We start from the raw sequence: 19962 nt of genomic DNA, 5'->3' as shown, positions 1-19962 counted from the left end.
CACAAAAGCAGTGCTTGGCAATACCTTCCCTTGCAATGAAAAAAGCCCTGATCTTTCGACCAGGGCTTTTTCTTGTGCTGCGTTTACTGCTCAATCACAACCCATTGGCCGCCTTGAACTCGCGCCGACGACGGTGCAGCACCGGCTCGGTGTAGCCGTTTGGCTGCTTGGTGCCTTCGACCACCAACTCGACCGCCGCCTGGAAGGCGATGTTGCTGTCGAAGTCCGGCGCCAGCGGACGGTACAACGGGTCGCTGGCATTCTGGCGGTCCACCACCGGCGCCATGCGCTTGAGGCTTTGCATCACCTGGTCTTGGGTGACGATGCCGTGGCGCAGCCAGTTGGCGATGTGCTGGCTGGAGATACGCAGCGTCGCACGGTCCTCCATCAGGCCGATGTCGTTGATGTCTGGCACTTTGGAACAGCCAACGCCCTGGTCGATCCAGCGCACCACGTAGCCAAGGATGCCCTGGGCGTTGTTGTCCAGTTCGTTCTTGATCTGCTCCGGTGTCCAGTTCGGATTGACGGCCAACGGGATGGCCAGGATGTCGTCCACCGAGGCGCGCGCCCGCTTGGCCAGTTCGGCCTGACGAGCGAACACGTCGACCTTGTGGTAATGCAGCGCATGCAGGGCAGCGGCGGTCGGCGACGGTACCCACGCGGTGTTGGCACCGGCCATTGGATGAGCGATTTTCTGTTCCAGCATTGCGGCCATCAGGTCCGGCATGGCCCACATGCCCTTGCCGATCTGTGCGCGACCTTGCAGGCCGGTGCTCAGGCCGATGTCGACGTTCCAGTTTTCGTACGCGGCAATCCACTTCTCGGCTTTCATGTCAGCCTTGCGCACCATCGGGCCGGCTTCCATGGAGGTGTGGATTTCGTCGCCGGTGCGGTCCAGGAAACCGGTGTTGATGAACACCACGCGCTCGCTGGCGGCCTTGATGCAGGCCTTGAGGTTGACCGTGGTCCGGCGCTCCTCGTCCATGATCCCGACCTTGAGGGTGTTGCGCGGCAGGTTCAGAACGTCTTCGACGCGACCGAACAGCTCGTTGGTGAACGCCGCTTCTTCCGGACCGTGCATCTTCGGCTTGACGATGTACACCGAACCGGTGCGGCTGTTGCGCCGCGACGTGTTGCCGTTGAGGCTGTGGATCGCCGCCAGGCTGGTGATCAGGCCATCGAGGATGCCTTCCGGCACTTCGTTGCCATGCTGGTCCAGGATCGCGTCGATGGTCATCAGGTGGCCAACGTTACGCACGAACAACAGCGAACGGCCGTGCAGGGTCACGCTCGAACCGTCGACGGTGGTGTAGACACGGTCGGCGTTCATGGTGCGGGTAAACGTCTGGCCGCCCTTGGCGACTTCTTCAGCCAGGTCGCCTTTCATCAGGCCGAGCCAATTGCGGTAGATCACCACTTTGTCATCGGCATCGACGGCGGCGACCGAGTCTTCACAGTCCATGATGGTGGTCAGCGCGGCCTCCATCAGGATGTCTTTGACGCCGGCGGCGTCGGTCTGGCCGACCGGGGTGCTGGCGTCGATCTGGATTTCGAAGTGCAGGCCGTTGTGCTTCAGCAGCACGGCGGTCGGTGCCGAGGTGTCGCCCTGGAAACCGATCAGTTGGGCATCGTCACGCAGGCCGCTGTTGCTGCCGCCCTTGAGGGCAATCACCAGTTTGCCGTCGACGATCTTGTAACCGGTGGCATCGACATGGGAGCCGGCCGCCAGCGGTGCCGCTTCGTCGAGGAAGGCGCGGGCAAAGGCGATGACCTTGTCGCCGCGCACCTTGTTGTAGCCTTTGCCTTTCTCCGCGCCATCGGCTTCGCTGATGGCGTCGGTGCCGTACAGTGCATCGTATAGCGAACCCCAGCGGGCGTTCGACGCATTGAGGGCAAAACGCGCGTTCATCACCGGCACCACCAGTTGCGGGCCGGCCATGCGGGCGATTTCATCATCGACGTTTTGGGTCGTGGCCTGGAAATCCGCCGCTTCTGGCAGCAGGTATCCAATGTCTTGCAGGAAGGCTTTGTAAGCCACGGCGTCGTGGGCCTGGCCGGCACGAGCCTGGTGCCAGGCGTCAATCCGCGCCTGGAAATCGTCGCGTTTGGCGAGTAGGGCTTTGTTCTTCGGGGCCAGGTCGTGGATGACCTTGTCGGCACCGGCCCAGAACGCGTCGGCGGTGAGACCGGTTCCGGGAATGGCTTCGTTATTCACGAAGTCGAACAGGACTTTGGCGACCTGCAGGCCACCGACTTGAACGTGTTCAGTCATTGCTTGCCTCACTCTGCTCAGCTATTTCGCTTTTCAGCTCTTCGATTTTGACAATGAAGCCTCGGGACATTTAAACCACAAACCCCGGAACCAGTACATGCCATCGCTGGCGGCTGGGTGTTTAGCCTTGCTGACGGGGCTTTTCAGGGATGCGACTGGCCTTAAGCAGACATCGGTCCAACGTTATGTAGTGCTTGCTGCGGCATACTACATGATCAATTGCGCTTGTGAAAATTAGACTAATTGCGTCGTTCTGCGACCGACTAAAGCAGTACAGTCACGACGAGGCATGGGATGTTCTCAAAAAACCAACAGATTGTTCCAGATAAATCTTGATGTTTGTACACGATGTATCTGTTGCCATCCTGTGGGAGCAAAGCTTGCTCGCGATGAAAGTCACTCGATCCCACTGGAACCGAGGCGCCTGTATCGCGAGCAAGCTTTGCTCCCACAGGGGTGAGGTATAAATCCTCAGGCCCACAGTCTGCTCGCGATCACCTGCCTATACTGTTTCTTCCACAACAAGAGGGCTGCGCCATGGACCACCTCGTCATCACTGTTTTCGCCCCGGACCAGCCCGGGCAGGTCGAGCGCATTGCCGACTGCATCGCCGCGCACGGCGGTAACTGGCTGGAAAGCCGCATGTCGCACCTGGCCGGGCAGTTTGCCGGGATCCTGCGCCTCAGCGTCCCGGCCGAGTCCCAGGGAGAACTGATCGAAGCCTTGCAGGGGCTGTCGACCCAGGGTATCCGCGTGTTGATCGCCGAAAGCGCCCTTGAAGAATCCTGCAACTGGAAACCCATCGCCATGGAACTGGTGGGCAACGATCGCCCTGGCATCGTGCGTGACATCACCCGTTTGCTGAGTGAGCAGGGCGTAAACGTCGAGCGCCTGGTGACCCACGTGCGGCCGGCGCCGATGAGCAGCGAGTTGCTGTTCCACGCCGAAGCGATCCTCGGGGTGCCTTTGACGCTGTCGCTGGACACGTTGCAAAAGCACCTGGAAACCTTGGCCGATGAGTTGATGGTGGAGCTCAAACTCAGCGACGAAGCGTGATGCGGGTTATCCAAGGAAAAGTTGTGCCTGCCTGTGGATAACCTGTAGAGACCCGGCGCCAGCCCAAGCCCGCCGGGCTTCGGCGGGGAATGATCAAAAAATCATCAGTTTTCAAGGGCTTGTGCACAAACGGCGGGGATCACGCTGTGGATAACCTTGGGAAAGATCAGTGCAGGCCACGTCAGGCGTGGCCTGTGGAGAGTTGTGCAATATTTGATCAGGCGCGGCGGCGCATGCTGATCACGGCGTCGACGCTGTACACCGCAAGCCCGGCCCAGATAAACAGGAACGCCACCAGCGTGCTGGACGACAGATGCTCACCGAACAGCGTCACCGCAAGCAACAGCACGAGCGTCGGGGCGATGTACTGGAGAAATCCCAACGTGGTGTAGGGTAAATGCCGCGCCGCGGCGTTGAAACACACCAGCGGAACCAGCGTCACGGGGCCGGCCGCCACCAGCCACCAGGCTTCGGAGGTAGTCCAAAACGCGGGTTGAGCACTGGTGGCCGTCGGGTTGAACAGCAACCAGGCAATGGCAATCGGTACCAGCATCCAGGTTTCCACCACCAGCCCCGGCAAGGCCTTGACGGGCGCCTGTTTGCGGATCAACCCATAAAAACCGAAGGTCAGCGCCAGCACCAGCGACACCCACGGCAGGCTGCCCACTTGCCAGACCTGCTGCGCTACGCCGACCGCCGCCAGCCCCACTGCCAGCCACTGCATGCGTCGCAGCCGTTCACCCAGGATCAACATGCCCAGCAGTACGTTCACCAGCGGGTTGATGTAATAACCCAGGCTCGCCTCGAGCATGCGCTCGTTGTTCACCGCCCACACGTAGGTCAGCCAGTTGGCCGCGATCAGCGTGCCGCTCAGGGCCAGGATCGCCAGGCGACGCGGATTATCCCGCAGTTCACGCCACCAGCCTGGGTGTTTCCAGACCATCAGCAACGCCGCGCCGAACAGCGCCGACCACAGCACCCGGTGGATGATGATTTCCACGGACGGCACGCTGGCGATGGCTTTGAAATAGATCGGGAACAGACCCCAGATGATGTAGGCACTCAGGCCCAGGATATACCCGCGACGCGGGTTGGCGGCTTGCATGCAGAATCCTTGCTTAGGCAGCTAACAAAAGCGTGATTGTAAGGAAATTTGTCAGGTCGTGCTGTGAGCATTGTGCACAATCACCGCAGATCCCCGGGGGAGCGGGCTTGCCCGCGAAGGCGGCGTGTCTGACAGCACAATTTTGCCTGACCCAGCGCTTTCGTGAGCAAGCCCGCTCCCACAGGATGATTCTGCGGTACATCAGAACAACTTCAACGGCTCTTCATTGAGCGCCGCCAATTGCTCGCGCAGCGCCAATACCTGGTCGCCCCAATAACGTTCGCTGCCGAACCACGGGAAGCTGCGCGGGAAGGCCGGGTCGTCCCAGCGTCGCGCCAGCCAGGCGCTGTAGTGCATCAGGCGCAGGGCTCGCAGCGGTTCGATCAACGCCAGTTCCCGAGGGTCGAAGTCGTGGAACTCACGGTAGCCGTCCATCAGTTCCGATAACTGTCCCAGGCATTCCTGGCGATCGCCGGCGAGCATCATCCACAGGTCCTGCACCGCCGGCCCCATGCGGCAGTCGTCCAGGTCGACGATGTGGAACACCTCGTCGCGGCACATCATGTTGCCGGGGTGGCAATCGCCGTGCATGCGGATGTTCTTGTGGGGCGTGGCGGCGTAGACCTCTTCGACACGCTTGAGCAGGTCCCTGGCAACCGACTCGTAGGCCGGCAGCAGGCTGCGGGGCACGAAACCGCTTTCCAGTACGGTAACCAGCGAGTCGTGGCCGAAGTTCTTCACGCCCAAGGCTTCACGATGCTCGAACGGGCGGGTCGCGCCGACCGCGTGCAGGCGCCCGAGCAATTGTCCCAGGCGATAGAGCTGATCGAGGTTGCCCGGCTCCGGTGCACGGCCGCCGCGACGGGGAAACAGGGTGAAACGAAATCCGGCGTGTTCGTGCAGGCTGGCACCGTTGTGGATCAGCGGCGCCACCACCGGCACCTCGTATTCGGCCAGTTCGAAGGTAAAGCTGTGCTCTTCCAGAATCGCTTCGTTGGTCCAGCGCTGGGGGCGATAGAACTTCGCGATCAGCGGTTCGGCATCTTCGATACCGACTTGGTAGACGCGGTTCTCGTAGCTGTTGAGAGCCAGCACGCGGGCGTCGCTGAGGAAGCCGATGCTTTCAACGGCATCGAGCACCAGGTCGGGCGTGAGGGTTTCAAACGGATGGGACATGCTGACTCCTGCGCAGCGGCAGGGCTGCCGCGTCCGGCCCAGCATGGTAGCGCAAAGCAGTCGGGATTAATCGGTGAGACTTGAATTGCTCTTCGTGGCGAGGGAGCTTGCTCCCGCTTGGGGGCGCAGCGCCCACAAAAAATGGGGTCGTTGCGCAACCCAGCGGGAGCAAGCCTCCTCGCCACAAAGTGTCAGGCGCCGATGACCCCGCCATCCTCGCGGGTAATCACCATCACCGACGACCGCGGCTTACCGTTGGGCAAGTGCTCGGGGAAGGTTGAGCCGCCGCTGGGATGCTGGATCCCGACGAACATAGCCTTGTAGTCCGGCGAGAAGCTGATCCCGGTCACTTCGCAACCCACCGGCCCGACCATGAAACGGCGGATTTCACCGCTGTTGGGATCGGCGCAGAGCATCTGGTTATTGCCCATGCCGGCGAAGTCCCCGGCGTTGCTCGAGTCGCCATCGGTCTGGATCCACAGGCGTCCGCCTTTGTCGAAGCCCAGGCCATCGGGGCTGTTGAACATGTTCTGTGGATTGATGTTGGAGGAACCGCCCTTTGGCGTGCCGGCATGGACTGTCGGGTTGCCGGCGACCACGAACAGGTCCCAGGCGAAGGTCTTGGCGGCGTGATCGTCGCGGTCGGTGCGCCAGCGCAGAATCTGCCCGTAGACGTTCTTGGCCCGAGGGTTCGGCCCGTCCACTGGTAGGCCAGCATCGCCGCGCTTGGAGTTGTTGGTCAGGGTGCAATAGACCTGGCCGTCTTTCGGGCTGACCACGATCCACTCCGGGCGGTCCATGCGGGTGGCACCCACGGCGCTGGCGGCCAGGCGTGCATGGATGAGTACTTCGGCCTGGTCGGCGAAACCGCTGCTGGCGTCGAGGCCGTTCTTGCCATGGGTCAACTCGATCCACTGGCCTTGGCCTTTGGGATGGTCCGGGTTGCCATCGCCGGCATCGAAGCGCGCGACATACAAGGTGCCATGGTCCAGCAGGTTGCGATTGGCCTTGGCGTTCTTGTGATTGATGCGCTCGCGGCTGACGAACTTGTAGATGAATTCGCCACGCTCGTCATCGCCCATGTACACCACGGCGCGACCGTCATTGGTCTGCGCCAGGGCGGCGTTTTCGTGTTTGAAGCGGCCCAGGGCGGTGCGTTTTACCGGGGTGGATTGCGGATCGAACGGGTCGATTTCCACTACCCAGCCGTGGCGATTGAGTTCGTTGGGGTTCTTCGCCAGGTCAAAGCGCGGGTCGTGCAAGTGCCAGTTGATCTCACTGCTGGTGACAGTGGCGCCATAGCGTTTCTGGGCCGCGTCGAACTGCAGGTCCGACTTGCTGCTGCCGAAGCAGTCAGTGAAGTTCTCTTCACAGGTCAGGTAAGTGCCCCAAGGCGTCATGCCGTTGGCGCAGTTCTGGAAGGTACCCAGCACTTTCTTGCCGCTCTTGTCGGCGCTGGTTTTCAGCAGGTCGTGCCCGGCGGCTGGGCCACGCAGGCGAATCGGTGTGTTGCCGTGGATCCTGCGGTTGTAGCGCGATTCCTGGACGAACTGCCATTGGCCGCGCCGACGCTGGATTTCGATCACCGAGACGCCTTCGCTGGCCTGGGCCTTGCGCACGTCTTCGGCCGACTGTGGCTGGCCGCCGTGAGGGAACAGGTATTGGTAGTTGGTGTACTCGTTGTTGATCGCCATCAGCGCCCGGTTGTTGTCGCCGGGGAACGGGAACAGGCTCATGCCGTCGTTGTTGTCGCCGAACTGCACTTCCTGTGCACGGGCGGTGCCGTTGCCACTGGGGTCGAACGCCGGGGCATTTTTCTGCAGTGGCTGGCCCCAACTGATCAGTACCGAGGATTTGTAGCCCTGCGGCAAGGTGATGGTGTCCGTCGTGGCGGCGGCGATGCTGTTGAAGCCCAGCAGCCTGCTGTTGCCTTCGCTTACGGCGGCGGCCAGGACGCTGCGGCTCAGCAGGTTGCCGCCCAGAAACATCGCTGCGCCGCACAGTGCGCCGGCACTGATGAAGCCACGACGGCTCAGGCCGACGATCTTTTCCAGGTCGGTGGATTGGTTTTCTTCTAATAGGCTCATCATCAGGCTCCCTGCTGGTTTTGGCAGTCACCTTAAAGCGGGTCGATGAAACTATTGTTGCAGTGCGCTACAGCGGTGTGCCGAGCAGCACATTTGTCGGTGAAAACGCGACGTGCACCGCAGAACCGGCAGCCAGGTTTCGCTCATGCAATTGGATCGGATCGGCCAGGGCGCACAGTGTCTGGCCGTTGGGCAGGCCGATACGCACTTCACTGGGGCCGTCTTCGGCGGCGGCAACCTGCTCGATCACGCCGCGCAACGTGTTGATTCCCGATTGCTCCGCTGAATCGACCGGGTGCAACTCCAACCAGCCGGCCTTGATCAGGGCCACCACTTCGGTGCCGATCGCCAGCTCCAGGCGTAGCGTGCTGTCATGGGTGATTTGCGCTTCGATGACCAGACCCCGGGCCAGTTCCAGGCGTACCCGGTCATTGTGGCCCTGGGCCTCGATCCCCAGGACTTTGCCATGCAGTTGATTGCGGGCGCTGGTGCGCAGCATCAGGCGACTGAGCAGGCCCAGATCCCCGGCGTCCTCGCTGGCTTCCAGTAACTGCGCCTGCAACGCTTGCAAGCGCTGATACAGACGCAGCACGCGTTGCCCCTCCTCTGACAGCTTGGCGCCGCCACCGCCCTTGCCGCCGACGCTGCGTTCCACCAACGGCTGGTCGGCGAGGTTGTTCAACTCGTCGATGGCATCCCAGGCCGCCTTGTAGCTCAGGCCAGCGCTTTTGGCGGCACGGGTGATCGAGCCTTGTTCGGCGATGTGCTGCAGCAGCGCGATGCGTTGTGGGCGCCTAACGATGTGTTGGGTCAGAAGCGTAGGCAATGACATGACGGAAACTGCGTGCAAAGGTTGATGGACGGACGTTGGCGCCTCGGGCGCCGCGCGTCAAGCCAGCTCAGCGGGTTTCGGCGTGCGCGCCAGGCAATACACATCGACACGTGCGGCGCCGGCATCGAGCAGCAGGCGGGCCAGCGCCTGGGCGGTGGCGCCAGTGGTAAGCACGTCGTCCACCAGTGCCAGGTGACGGTTGTGCAATAGAGCCTCGGGCGTCACGGCAAAGGCCTGGCGCAGGTTCCGACGCCGGGCCTTGGCATCGAGTGCCTGTTGGGCGGGAGTGTCCTGTGTGCGCCGCAGCAGGTTTTCTTCGCAGGGGATCGCCAACGGTTTGCTGAGCCAGCGGGCGAGCAGCGTCGCTTGATTGAAGCCGCGCTGGCGCAAGCGCCGTGCCGCCAGTGGCACGGGTACCAGCGCATCGGGTCGCTCCAGTCCTTCATCGAAATGATGTTGCAGCGACTGCGCCAACAGTTCACCCATCAACCGGCCAAGAGGCCATTTCGCCTGATGCTTGAAACGGGTGATCAGCGTGTCCACCGGAAAGTCGTAGGCCCAAGGCGCCAGGACCCGCTCGAAGGCTGGCGGCCGCGTGGCGCATTGTCCACAACACAGCCCGGCCATGGGCAGCGGCAGGGCGCAGACGCTGCATTGATCGCCGAGCCAGGGCAGTTCGCTTTCGCACGGTGTACAAATAGGCTGCGGTGTATCGGTGGTTTCGCCACACAGCAGACAGGATTGTTTGTTTTTTAACCAGATGTAAACCGATCCATCGTATTGTGGTTGACAGCGCATGGCTCTTCCTTAAATATGCCGAACATCCGTGTCGCGCCTGTGGGTATTCCATGTCCCGGGCGCCAGCCAAGCATAATCAAGGAAATGCCCATGAGCGCCAGCACCACTGCCAACCTGCGTCATGACTGGTCTTTGGCCGAAGTCAAAGCACTCTTCGTTCAGCCATTCAATGACCTGTTGTTCCAGGCGCAGACCGTGCACCGCGCGCACTTCGACGCCAATCGCGTCCAGGTTTCCACGCTGCTGTCGATCAAGACCGGCGCTTGCCCGGAAGATTGCAAATATTGTCCGCAGTCCGGCCACTACAACACCGGGCTGGAAAAAGAAAAGTTGCTGGAAGTGCAGAAGGTCCTCGAGGAGGCCGCACGTGCCAAGGCCATCGGTTCAACCCGTTTCTGCATGGGCGCGGCATGGAAGCACCCGTCGGCCAAGGACATGCCGTACGTGCTGGAGATGGTCAAGGGCGTGAAGGCCATGGGCCTGGAAACCTGCATGACCCTGGGGCGCCTCGACCAGGAACAGACTGCGGCCTTGGCCCAGGCTGGCCTGGACTACTACAACCACAACCTCGACACCTCGCCGGAGTTCTACGGCAGCATCATCACCACCCGTACCTACAGCGAACGTTTGCAAACCTTGGCCTACGTGCGTGATTCGGGGATGAAAATCTGCTCCGGCGGTATCCTGGGCATGGGCGAATCCCTGGACGATCGCGCCAATCTGCTGATCCAACTGGCGAACCTGCCGGAGCATCCGGAGTCGGTGCCGATCAACATGCTGGTGAAAGTCGCTGGCACGCCGCTGGAGAATGCCGAAGACGTCGACCCGTTCGATTTCATCCGCATGCTCGCTGTGGCGCGGATCCTGATGCCCAAGTCCCACGTGCGCCTGTCCGCCGGCCGTGAAGCGATGAACGAGCAGATGCAGGCCCTGGCATTTTTCGCCGGTGCGAACTCGATTTTCTACGGTGACAAACTGCTGACCACCGCCAATCCGCAGGCCGACAAGGATATGCAGCTGTTTGCACGCCTGGGCATCCAGCCCGAAGCCCGTGAGGAGCATGCCGATGAAGTGCACCAGGCGGCGATTGAACAGGCGTTGGTGGAGCAGAAGAGCAGCGAGCAGTTCTACAACGCCGCCCTCTGAGTTAACCCGAAACCAAATGTGGGAGCGGGCTTGCTCGCGAAGGCAGTGTGTCAGGCAAAGTAAGGCTGTCAGACACACCGTCTTCGCGAGCAAGCCCGCTCCCACAGGGGATTTACTTCAGCCCCTTAAATAGCGTTCACCCTGAGGCCTGCATGCCCTTCGATCTCGCCGCACGCCTGGCTGCCCGTCGTGCCGAAAACCTCTATCGCCAGCGCCCGCTACTCGAAAGCCCGCAGGGCCCGGAAGTGGTGGTGGACGGCCAGCCGTTGCTGGCGTTCTGCAACAACGATTACCTGGGCCTGGCCAATCATCCGCAAGTGATCGAAGCCTGGCGCGCTGGCGCGGCGCGATGGGGCGTTGGTGGCGGTGCTTCCCATTTGGTGATCGGCCACAGCGGTCCACATCACGCCCTGGAAGAAGCCTTGGCCGACTTGACCGGCCGCCCGCGGGCGCTGCTGTTCACCACTGGCTACATGGCCAACCTTGGCGCCGTCACCGCGCTGGTGGGGCAGGGCGATACGGTGCTGGAAGACCGGCTCAATCATGCCTCGCTGCTCGATGCCGGGCTGCTGTCCGGCGCGCGCTTCAACCGTTACCTGCACAATGATGCCCAGAGCCTGGCCAACCGCCTGGAAAAAGCCATGGGCAATACCCTGGTGGTCACCGATGGCGTCTTCAGCATGGACGGCGACATCGCTGACCTGCCGGCCCTGGCCCGTGAAGCCAAGGCCAAGGGGGCTTGGTTGATGGTCGACGATGCCCACGGCTTCGGTCCGTTGGGTGCCAATGGCGGCGGTATCGTCGAGCATTTTGGCCTGAGCCTGGATGACGTGCCGGTGCTGGTGGGCACTTTGGGCAAGGCCTTCGGTACCGCCGGGGCTTTTGTGGCCGGCAGTGAAGAACTGATCGAGAGCCTGATCCAGTTCGCTCGCCCCTACATCTACACCACTAGCCAACCGCCAGCCCTGGCCTGCGCCACCCTCAAGAGTCTTGAGTTGCTGCGCAGCGAGCACTGGCGGCGCGAGCATTTGCAAGTGCTGATCCGCCAGTTCCGCCACGGCGCCGAGCAGATTGGCCTGCAACTGATGGACAGTTTTACGCCGATCCAGCCGATCCTGATCGGCGATGCGGGGCGGGCGATGCGCTTGTCGCAAATGCTGCGTGAACGAGGGTTGATGGTCACGGCGATTCGCCCGCCCACCGTGCCGGCCGGCAGCGCTCGTCTGCGTGTGACCCTGACCGCCGCCCACAGCGAAGCCCAGGTGCAACTATTGCTGAATGCACTGGCCGAGTGTTTTGCCCAACTGGGACCGGAGCCAAGCCATGCGTGATCGACTGATACTGCTGCCCGGTTGGGGCTTGGGCGTTTCACCGCTGGAACCGCTGGCGGCGGCGCTGCAAGGCCTTGATGAGCATTTGCGAGTGGAAATCGAGCCGTTGCCGGCACTGACATCAAGTGACCCCGATGAATGGCTCGAAGAGCTGGACGCCTGCGTGCCCCAGGACGCCTGGTTGGGCGGCTGGTCCCTGGGCGGCATGCTGGCTTCGGAGTTGGCGGCGCGTCGGGGCGAGCGCTGCTGTGGCTTGCTGACCCTGGCGAGCAATGTTTCGTTCGTCGCCCATGAGCAATGGCCGAGCGCAATGGCTGGCGAAACCTTCGATGGCTTTCTCGCCGGCTGCGCGGCTGATCCACGCCAAACCCTCAAGCGTTTCAGTTTGCTGTGCGCCCAGGGCTGCAGTGATCCGCGTGGGTTGTCGCGGTTGCTGCTGGCCGGTGCGCCGAGCACTTCGCCCGAGGTCTTGATGGCTGGGCTCGAACTGCTGGCGCAACTGGACACCCGTCAGGCATTGCAGCGTTTTCGTGGCCCGCAACTGCACCTGTTTGCCGGGCTCGATGCCTTGGTGCCGGCTGAGGCGGCGGGTGAGTTGCTGGTATTGCTGCCGGATGTCGAAATCGGTCTGATCGAACAGGCCGGCCACGGATTCCTTCTGGAAGACCCCCACGGTGTGGCGGGGGCGATCCAGGTTTTTTTGCATGAGTCCGGTGATGACTGATTTGTCTCTTCCCCCATTGCCCGGTGCCTTGCCCGACAAGCGCCAGGTAGCCGCCTCGTTTTCCCGGGCGGCGACCAGTTATGACAGCGTCGCTGAGCTGCAGCGCGACGTGGGCCAGCAGTTACTTGAGCGGTTGCCGGCTTCCAACACACCGCAACGCTGGATGGACCTGGGCTGCGGCACCGGTTACTTCACTCGAGCCTTGGGCGCGCGCTTCGGCGAGGCGAACGGTCTGGCGCTGGATATAGCCGAGGGCATGCTCAACCATGCGCGTCCTCAGGGCGGCGCTGCGCATTTTGTCGCCGGTGACGCGGAGCGACTGCCTTTGCAGGCGTCGAGCTGCAACCTGCTGTTCTCCAGCCTGGCGGTGCAGTGGTGTGGGGATTTTGCCGCGGTGTTAAACGAGGCTCAGCGTGTATTGAAGCCGGGTGGGGTGTTTGCCTTTACCAGCCTTTGCGTGGGCACTTTGTACGAATTGCGCGACAGTTGGCGTCAGGTGGATGGCTTGGTGCACGTCAACCGTTTCCGCGCATTCGAGACGTATCAACAATTGTGCGCGGCCAGCGGGCTGAACGTCGTCAGGCTTGAAAACCGTCCCCATGTGTTGCATTACCCTGATGTGCGCAGTCTGACCCACGAACTGAAAGCCTTGGGCGCCCACAATCTGAATCCAGGCCGGCCCGGTGGGTTGACGGGCAGGGCGAGGATCCAGGCGTTGGTTGAAGCCTACGAACGGTTTCGACAGGCCCAGGGGCTGCCCGCGACCTATCAGGTGGTCTACGCCATTTTGGAGAAACCGCTATGAGCCAGGCCTATTTCATTGCCGGCACTGACACCGACGTGGGCAAGACCACCGTCGCGGCGGGGCTGTTGCACGCCGCACGACAGGCCGGCCTGAGCACCGCCGCGGGCAAGCCCGTGGCCTCCGGGTGTGAGGTAACGCCTAAAGGGCTGCGCAATGCCGATGCCCTGGCGCTGCTGGCCGAATGCTCGGTGCCGCTTGAGTATGCACAGGTCAATCCGCTGGCATTCGAGCCGGCCATCGCGCCCCACCTGGCCGCCCGGGAGGCCGGTGTGGCGCTGACGGTCCAATCGTTGTTGGGCCCGATGCGTGAGGTGCTGGCCCTGGAGGCCGATTTCACGCTAATAGAAGGCGCGGGCGGCTGGCGTGTCCCGTTGGCGGATCAGGACAATCTCTCGGACTTGGCCAAGGCGCTGGGCTTGCCAGTGATCCTGGTGGTGGGCGTACGCTTGGGCTGCATCAGCCACGCGCTGCTGACTGCCGAGGCCATTGCCCGGGATGGCCTGCAACTGGCCGGTTGGGTGGCGAATATCATCGACCCCAAGACGTCACGCCTGGAAGAAAACCTCGCCACCCTGGCCGAACGCCTGCCGGCGCCATGCTTGGGACGGGTGCCGAAAATCAAAGGCGTGACGGCTGAAGTCGTGGCTGAGCATCTGCACCTGGACTTGCTGGACTACTAAGGTTTTCACTATGACCAGGCACTATGCCATTAGTGTTTTTGTCGGGCCTTTTCCCAAGGCTTCTGTTTCAATGACCGTTGTCTACCCTTCAAGAAGACGAGCTCTGCCATGGAAATCTCAGGAAATACCGCGTTCTATGCCGGTCTGAGCACTATTCAGACAGGGCAGAACCGTGTCGATCAGGCAGCCGGCCAAATTGCCAACAATACGATTGAGCGTTCGGTTACCAGCCAGTCGTCCGAAGTGCAGGCAGATCGTTTGCGCTCGGTTGATCGCAGCCAGCAGTCGGACGTGGCCAGTAACATGGTCGAGATGGCCCAAGGCAAGTTCCAGGTGCAACTGGGCGTGAATGTCGCCAAGGCATCCGACGAAATGCTCGGTACCTTGATCGATACCTTTGCCTGATCCTGTCTTTCAGATTTGCGAAAACGCCGCGATTATTCGCGGCGTTTTTGTCTCTAACGTCTTCTTACTCAACTAATCTTTTCCTACGCGCGTTGCGGATCCTTCGCTGCGGTGGATTTCTCGTGTCCGACATTTTCTCAAGCTGATGACGAATGGCAAAAGATCGGCGCTTGACAAGATTTGGGCGTAAACGTATGTTTCAAACAACTGTTTGACCGCTACAACAAATCCACGCGGTCGCTCATCCCCGGTTACATCAGCAGAGGTTTATCGCTATGCCTGACTACAAGGCCCCCTTGCGTGATATTCGCTTCGTTCGTGACGAACTGCTCGGTTACGAGGCGCATTATCAGAGCCTTCCGGCTTGCCAGGACGCCACTCCGGATATGGTTGACGCCATTCTCGAAGAAGGCGCCAAGTTTTGTGAGCAGGTGCTGGCTCCGCTGAACCGCGTGGGCGACCTCGAAGGCTGCACCTGGAGCGAGTCCGGCGTGAAAACCCCGACCGGTTTCAAGGAAGCCTACAAGCAATTCGTCGAAGGCGGCTGGCCAAGCCTGGCCCATGACGTAGAGCACGGCGGTCAAGGCCTGCCGGAGTCCCTGGGCCTGGCGGTCAGCGAAATGGTCGGCGAAGCCAACTGGTCGTGGGGCATGTACCCGGGCCTGTCCCATGGTGCGATGAACACCATTTCCGAACACGGCACGCCTGAGCAGCAAGAGGCTTACCTGACCAAGCTGGTTTCCGGCGAATGGACCGGCACCATGTGCCTGACCGAACCGCATTGCGGCACCGACCTGGGCATGTTGCGCACCAAGGCCGAGCCGCAGGCCGACGGTTCCTACAAGGTCAGCGGCACCAAGATCTTCATTTCGGCCGGCGAGCACGACATGGCCGACAACATCGTCCATATCGTTCTGGCACGCCTGCCGGACGCACCGGCCGGCACCAAGGGCATTTCGCTGTTCATCGTTCCAAAGTTCCTGCCTAACGCCGACGGCACTGTCGGTCAGCGCAACGCGGTGAGCTGCGGTTCCCTGGAACACAAGATGGGCATCCACGGCAACGCCACTTGCGTGATGAACTTCGACGCGGCCACCGGTTATCTGATCGGCCCGGCGAACAAAGGCCTGAACTGCATGTTCACCTTCATGAACACCGCACGCCTGGGCACCGCGCTGCAAGGCCTGGCCCACGCCGAGATCGGCTTCCAGGGCGGCTTGAAATACGCCCGTGACCGCCTGCAGATGCGTTCCCTGACCGGCCCGAAAGCGCCGGACAAGGCCGCCGACCCGATCATCGTGCACCCTGACGTGCGTCGTATGTTGCTGACCATGAAGGCCTTCGCTGAAGGTAACCGGGCGATGGTTTACTTCACTGCCAAGCAAGTCGACATCGTCAAGTACGGCGTGGACGAAGAAGAGAAGAAAAAAGCCGACGCGCTGCTGGCGTTCATGACGCCGATCGCCAAGGCGTTCATGACCGAAGTCGGCTTCGAGTCGGCCAACCACGGCGTACAGATCTATGGCGGCCACGGCTTCATCGCCGAGTGGGGCATGGAGCAGAACGTTCGCGACAGCCGTATTTCGATGCTGTACGAAGGCACCACCGGCATCCAGGCCCTCGACCTGCTGGGCCGCAAAGTGCTGATGACCCAGGGCGAAGCGCTCAAGGGCTTCACCAAGATCGTCCACAAGTTCTGCCAAGGCAACGAAGGCAATGAAGCGATCAAAGAGTTCGTAGAACCTCTGGCCGCGCTGAACAAAGAATGGGGCGAGCTGACCATGAAGGTCGGTATGGCGGCCATGAAGGATCGCGAAGAGGTCGGCGCGGCGTCGGTGGACTACCTGATGTACTCCGGTTACGCCTGCCTGGCTTACTTCTGGGCCGACATGGCGCGCCTGGCGGCGGAAAAACTCGCCGCTGGCACCACCGAAGAAGCCTTCTACACTGCCAAGCTGCAGACCGCGCGCTTCTACTTCCAGCGCATCCTGCCGCGTACTCGTACCCACGTGGCAACCATGCTGTCGGGCGCCAACAACCTTATGGACATGAAAGAAGAGGACTTCGCGCTGGGCTACTAAGCCTTACGCGGTTCTTCAAAAAAGCCGCTGCTTCCTTGGGAGCAGCGGCTTTTTCATGCCGCTAGAAGATCCCCTGTGGGAGCGAGCTTGCTCGCTCCCACAGGGGATCAACAGTGATCCTGAAACAATATTCATCCAACCCAACCCTAAGAAAACCGTTCCCTCTGCCGTTACAGCGATGGCAGTGTGACATCTGTCACATCTTGCGTGCCTTACTGCTCTGGTTACAGGCACAATGCCATCTTTGCTCGGCCCGGTCGGAGCTTTACTCTTGCTGCGTTCTTCCGCTGTACGTTTCAGCCATTTCCTACCGTCACTGCTTCTGTTGCTGGCGGGGCTTGCGGCTGCCTACGTCAAGGATCTCAACGTCTTTTTCACCTCGCTATTCAACGTTCTTCCTACGCTGGTGTTGTTGCTGGGAGGCGCGTATTGCGCCGTTTACCGGCGGCAACGTGAACTGTTTCTGATGGTCACGGTGTACATCGCCTACTTCCTGCTGGACACCCAGACCGACTTCTACCGAGATAATGGTAAGGTGCGCGAGGATGCGGCGGTGGTGTTTCACCTCGTCTGCCTGTTGCTGCCGCTGTTGTTCGGGTTGTTTGCGGCGTGGCAGGAGCGCACTCATCTGTTCCAGGACATGGTGGCGCGGTTCGCGGTGTTGCTGGTCTTTGGCAGCGTGGCGCTGGCCCTGGAGCAAAGTTTTCCTCAGGCGTTGCTGTTGTGGCTTTCGGAAATCCGCTGGCCCGCGCTGCACGGCGCCTGGATGAGCCTGATCCAGTTGTCTTACCCGATGTTCGCCGCCGCATTTCTGCTGCTGGCCTGGCAATACTGGCGTCACCCCCGGCCATTGCACGCGGCGCAATTGGTGGGGTTGCTGGGGGTATTCTGGATGTTGCCAAAAACCTTCATCCTGCCGTTCACCCTGAACATCATGTGCAGCCAGGTGATGCTGATGATCGCCGCGGCCGTTGCCCATGAAGCCTATCAAATGGCCTTCCGTGACGAACTCACCGGCCTGCCGGGACGTCGGGCGCTGAATGAACGCATGCAGCGCCTGGGGCGCAATTATGTATTGGCGATGAGCGACGTGGACCACTTCAAGAAATTCAACGACACCCACGGCCACGATGTGGGCGACCAAGTGTTGCGCCTGGTGGCCAGCAAGCTGTCGAAGATCGGTGGTGGCGGTAGGGCGTATCGCTACGGCGGTGAGGAATTTGCCCTGGTGTTCGCAGGCAAGACCATCGATGAGTGCATGCCCCATCTGGAAGTCATCCGCCAGTCCATCGAGACGTACAGCATTCAGCTGCGTAATCCCGACAGTCGTCCCCAGGACGATCAACAAGGCCGCCAGCGTCGCTCCGGGTCTGCTGCATCCAGCGTATCGGTGACCGTCAGCATCGGCGTGGCCGAGCGCCTTGAACAACGCACGCCTGAAGAAGTGCTCAAGTCCGCCGACCAGGCGCTCTATAACGCCAAGGGGGCGGGGCGCAACTGTGTGATTGCCCATGGGCAGAACCGGCGCGGCGCCGTGCGCATGGAAGCCGCCGCAGGTTGAGTGATGACGGCGCATTCAGCGTCTGGACTGTGATTGTGAGCCTCGGTGGCCGGCAGTAGGTTGGGAACGATCTGCTACCGGAGAAAACCACCATGCCCGAGTACAAAGCCCCGCTGCGCGACATGCGCTTTCTGATCGATCACGTCTTCGATTTCCATGGCCGCTATGCCGAGTTGGGAGCCAGCGATGCCAGCCCGGACATGGTCAGCGCGATCCTCGAGGAGGGCGCCAAATTCTGTGAGAACGTGCTGGCGCCGCTCAATCGCTCCGGTGACGAAGAAGGTTGCCATTTCGACAACGGTGTAGTCACCACGCCTACAGGCTTCAAGCAGGCTTTCGCACAATACGTGGAGGGCGGCTGGCACGGTTTGGCGGCGGATCCGGCCTACGGTGGCCAGGGCCTGCCCAGTTCCCTGGGGCTGGTCATCAGTGAAATGGTTGGCTCCAGCAACACCTCCTGGGGCATGTACCCCGGCCTGACTCACGGCGCGATGTCGGCCATTCATGCCCACGGCACCGAAGAGCAGAAACAGACCTATCTGAGCAAACTCACCGCCGGCCAGTGGACCGGCACCATGTGCCTCACCGAAGCCCACTGCGGCACGGACCTGGGCATCATCAAGACCCGCGCCGTGCCCCAGGCCGACGGCAGCTACGCGATCTCCGGCAGCAAGATTTTCATCTCGGCCGGTGAGCACGACATGAGCGATAACATCATCCACCTGGTGCTGGCCAAGCTGCCGGACGCTCCTGCCGGGACCAAAGGTATTTCGCTGTTCATCGTGCCTAAATTCCTACCCGACGGCACAGGTGAAGCAGGCGCGCGCAATGGCGTGTCCTGTGGCTCGATCGAGCACAAGATGGGCATCAAGGCCTCGGCCACCTGCGTGCTGAATTTCGACGGGGCCAAGGGGTTCCTGATCGGTGAGCCGAACAAGGGCCTGAACTGCATGTTCACCATGATGAACCATGCCCGGCTCGGCACCGGCATGCAGGGGCTATGCCTGGGGGAAGCAAGCTTCCAGGGTGCAATCAAATACGCTAACGACCGTTTGCAGATGCGCGCGCTGACTGGCCCCAAGGCGCCGGAAAAAGCCGCCGATCCGATCATCGTCCATCCGGATGTGCGCAGAATGCTGTTGACCATGAAAGCCTTCAACGAAGGCAATCGGGCACTGACGTATTTCACCGCGCAGTTGCTGGATACCGCGCACCTGAGCCAAGACGAGAGCGCCCGCCAGGACGCCGAAGACTTGCTGGCGTTTCTCACCCCGATCTGCAAAGCCTTCATGACCGACACCGGCCTGGAAGTGACCAACCACGGCATGCAGGTGTTCGGCGGCCATGGTTTCATTCGCGAATGGGGCATGGAACAGCTGGTACGAGACTGCCGCATCGCGCCGATCTACGAAGGTACCAACGGTATTCAGGCCCTGGACCTGCTGGGGCGCAAGGTGTTGGGCAGCCAAGGCAAGCTGTTGCGCGGGTTCACCAAAATCGTCCATAAATTCTGTGCTGCCAACGCGGAACATCCGCAGCTCAAGGATTATGTCGCGCAACTTAACGGGCTCAACCAGCAATGGGGCGAACTGACCACCCGGGTCGGCATGGCTGCCATGAAGAATCCGGATGAAGTGGGTGCCGCCTCGGTGGATTACCTGATGTACAGCGGTTACATCATCCTGGCCTACCTGTGGTTGCGCATGGCGTTGGTGGCTCAGGCGCAACTCGACAGCGGTAACGGTGACGGGGATTTCTGCCGGGGCAAACTGGCAACCTGTGAGTTCTACTTCAAGCGTCTGCTACCGCGCACCGCCGCTCATCGGGCCGCTGTCGAGGCGGGGAGCGATTGTCTGATGAAGCTGCCGGCGGAGTTGTTTGCGCTCTGATATTGAGGAAGACA

16 protein-coding genes are annotated in these 19962 nt (G+C 61.4%); 10 read left to right on the top strand and 6 right to left on the bottom strand.

Annotated elements, in window-relative coordinates:
- Window positions 1-94: 94 nt before the first annotated feature.
- Window positions 95-2272, bottom strand: a complete 2178-nt coding sequence (locus tag ACWNZ1_RS23595; RefSeq protein WP_456027921.1) for a malate synthase G — start codon at window positions 2270-2272, stop codon at window positions 95-97.
- 537 nt (window positions 2273-2809) lie between these two features.
- On the opposite strand from ACWNZ1_RS23595, the gene ACWNZ1_RS23590 reads away from it, so the two are divergent.
- Window positions 2810-3328 carry a glycine cleavage system protein R gene (locus ACWNZ1_RS23590; RefSeq protein WP_135847504.1) on the top strand — a complete coding sequence of 173 codons (519 nt, stop codon included), beginning with the start codon at window positions 2810-2812 and terminating at the stop codon, window positions 3326-3328.
- Window positions 3329-3545: 217 nt separating this feature from the next.
- Here ACWNZ1_RS23590 and rarD read toward each other — a convergent pair whose 3' ends face one another.
- The 5 genes from rarD to ACWNZ1_RS23565 form a co-directional block, all read right to left on the bottom strand.
- Window positions 3546-4433: an EamA family transporter RarD gene (gene rarD, locus ACWNZ1_RS23585; protein ID WP_135847503.1), complete on the bottom strand. Its 888-nt coding sequence runs from the start codon at window positions 4431-4433 to the stop codon at window positions 3546-3548.
- A 201-nt stretch (window positions 4434-4634) separates the two neighbouring features.
- Entirely contained in the window at window positions 4635-5609 is a 975-nt protein-coding gene (locus tag ACWNZ1_RS23580) for a serine/threonine protein kinase (protein WP_135847502.1), read from the bottom strand.
- Between the two features lie 191 nt (window positions 5610-5800).
- Entirely contained in the window at window positions 5801-7696 is a 1896-nt protein-coding gene (locus ACWNZ1_RS23575; RefSeq protein ID WP_135847500.1) for a PhoX family protein, read from the bottom strand.
- Window positions 7697-7763: 67 nt separating this feature from the next.
- A complete protein-coding gene (locus ACWNZ1_RS23570; RefSeq protein WP_265072468.1) occupies window positions 7764-8528 on the bottom strand; it encodes a TOBE domain-containing protein in 765 nt (254 codons plus the stop codon).
- 57 nt (window positions 8529-8585) lie between these two features.
- Window positions 8586-9326 carry a ComF family protein gene (locus ACWNZ1_RS23565; RefSeq protein WP_256453854.1) on the bottom strand — a complete coding sequence of 247 codons (741 nt, stop codon included), beginning with the start codon at window positions 9324-9326 and terminating at the stop codon, window positions 8586-8588.
- Between the two features lie 90 nt (window positions 9327-9416).
- On the opposite strand from ACWNZ1_RS23565, the gene bioB reads away from it, so the two are divergent.
- The 9 genes from bioB (at window position 9417) to ACWNZ1_RS23520 (ending at window position 19948) form a co-directional block, all read left to right on the top strand.
- The gene (gene bioB / locus ACWNZ1_RS23560) at window positions 9417-10472 is read left to right on the top strand and encodes a biotin synthase BioB (RefSeq protein ID WP_135847497.1); all 1056 of its coding nucleotides are present in this window, start codon (window positions 9417-9419) and stop codon (window positions 10470-10472) included.
- 152 nt (window positions 10473-10624) lie between these two features.
- Window positions 10625-11803, top strand: a complete 1179-nt coding sequence (gene bioF / locus ACWNZ1_RS23555) for an 8-amino-7-oxononanoate synthase (RefSeq protein ID WP_135847496.1) — start codon at window positions 10625-10627, stop codon at window positions 11801-11803.
- Window positions 11796-12527 carry an alpha/beta fold hydrolase gene (locus ACWNZ1_RS23550; RefSeq protein ID WP_135847495.1) on the top strand — a complete coding sequence of 244 codons (732 nt, stop codon included), beginning with the start codon at window positions 11796-11798 and terminating at the stop codon, window positions 12525-12527. The genes bioF and ACWNZ1_RS23550 overlap by 8 nt, the downstream gene beginning before the upstream one ends.
- The gene (gene bioC, locus ACWNZ1_RS23545; RefSeq protein WP_135847494.1) at window positions 12520-13332 is read left to right on the top strand and encodes a malonyl-ACP O-methyltransferase BioC; all 813 of its coding nucleotides are present in this window, start codon (window positions 12520-12522) and stop codon (window positions 13330-13332) included. Before ACWNZ1_RS23550 ends, bioC begins: the two co-directional genes overlap by 8 nt.
- The gene (gene bioD / locus ACWNZ1_RS23540) at window positions 13329-14012 is read left to right on the top strand and encodes a dethiobiotin synthase (protein ID WP_135847493.1); all 684 of its coding nucleotides are present in this window, start codon (window positions 13329-13331) and stop codon (window positions 14010-14012) included. The genes bioC and bioD overlap by 4 nt, the downstream gene beginning before the upstream one ends.
- A 108-nt stretch (window positions 14013-14120) precedes the next feature.
- Window positions 14121-14417, top strand: coding sequence for a pyrroloquinoline quinone biosynthesis protein PqqE (locus tag ACWNZ1_RS23535; protein WP_135847492.1), 297 nt, complete (start codon window positions 14121-14123; stop codon window positions 14415-14417).
- 275 nt (window positions 14418-14692) lie between these two features.
- On the top strand, window positions 14693-16498 hold the full coding sequence (locus tag ACWNZ1_RS23530) for a phenylacyl-CoA dehydrogenase (protein ID WP_135847491.1): 1806 nt from the start codon (window positions 14693-14695) through the stop codon (window positions 16496-16498).
- 271 nt (window positions 16499-16769) lie between these two features.
- Window positions 16770-18059, top strand: a complete 1290-nt coding sequence (locus ACWNZ1_RS23525) for a GGDEF domain-containing protein (RefSeq protein ID WP_135847490.1) — start codon at window positions 16770-16772, stop codon at window positions 18057-18059.
- Window positions 18060-18151: 92 nt separating this feature from the next.
- Complete coding sequence (locus ACWNZ1_RS23520; RefSeq protein ID WP_135847489.1) at window positions 18152-19948, top strand: acyl-CoA dehydrogenase C-terminal domain-containing protein; 1797 nt, start codon at window positions 18152-18154, stop codon at window positions 19946-19948.
- Window positions 19949-19962 lie beyond the last annotated feature (14 nt).

Source organism: Pseudomonas sp. CFBP 5748, from assembly GCF_053850495.1.
This window is presented reverse-complemented; position numbering and strand designations above follow the sequence as displayed.

Bases quoted from the DNA above. Each gene is read 5' to 3' on its own strand.
- rarD (WP_135847503.1), bottom strand. From the start codon at position 4,433: ATGCAAGCCGCCAACCCGCGTCGCGGGTATATCCTGGGCCTGAGTGCC.
- ACWNZ1_RS23595 (WP_456027921.1), bottom strand. From the start codon at position 2,272: ATGACTGAACACGTTCAAGTCGGTGGCCTGCAGGTCGCCAAAGTCCTG.
- ACWNZ1_RS23565 (WP_256453854.1), bottom strand. From the start codon at position 9,326: ATGCGCTGTCAACCACAATACGATGGATCGGTTTACATCTGGTTAAAA.
- ACWNZ1_RS23520 (WP_135847489.1), top strand. From the start codon at position 18,152: ATGCCCGAGTACAAAGCCCCGCTGCGCGACATGCGCTTTCTGATCGAT.
- ACWNZ1_RS23535 (WP_135847492.1), top strand. From the start codon at position 14,121: ATGGAAATCTCAGGAAATACCGCGTTCTATGCCGGTCTGAGCACTATT.
- bioC (WP_135847494.1), top strand. From the start codon at position 12,520: ATGACTGATTTGTCTCTTCCCCCATTGCCCGGTGCCTTGCCCGACAAG.
- ACWNZ1_RS23590 (WP_135847504.1), top strand. From the start codon at position 2,810: ATGGACCACCTCGTCATCACTGTTTTCGCCCCGGACCAGCCCGGGCAG.
- ACWNZ1_RS23550 (WP_135847495.1), top strand. From the start codon at position 11,796: ATGCGTGATCGACTGATACTGCTGCCCGGTTGGGGCTTGGGCGTTTCA.
- ACWNZ1_RS23575 (WP_135847500.1), bottom strand. From the start codon at position 7,696: ATGAGCCTATTAGAAGAAAACCAATCCACCGACCTGGAAAAGATCGTC.
- ACWNZ1_RS23530 (WP_135847491.1), top strand. From the start codon at position 14,693: ATGCCTGACTACAAGGCCCCCTTGCGTGATATTCGCTTCGTTCGTGAC.
- bioB (WP_135847497.1), top strand. From the start codon at position 9,417: ATGAGCGCCAGCACCACTGCCAACCTGCGTCATGACTGGTCTTTGGCC.
- ACWNZ1_RS23580 (WP_135847502.1), bottom strand. From the start codon at position 5,609: ATGTCCCATCCGTTTGAAACCCTCACGCCCGACCTGGTGCTCGATGCC.
- bioF (WP_135847496.1), top strand. From the start codon at position 10,625: ATGCCCTTCGATCTCGCCGCACGCCTGGCTGCCCGTCGTGCCGAAAAC.
- bioD (WP_135847493.1), top strand. From the start codon at position 13,329: ATGAGCCAGGCCTATTTCATTGCCGGCACTGACACCGACGTGGGCAAG.
- ACWNZ1_RS23570 (WP_265072468.1), bottom strand. From the start codon at position 8,528: ATGTCATTGCCTACGCTTCTGACCCAACACATCGTTAGGCGCCCACAA.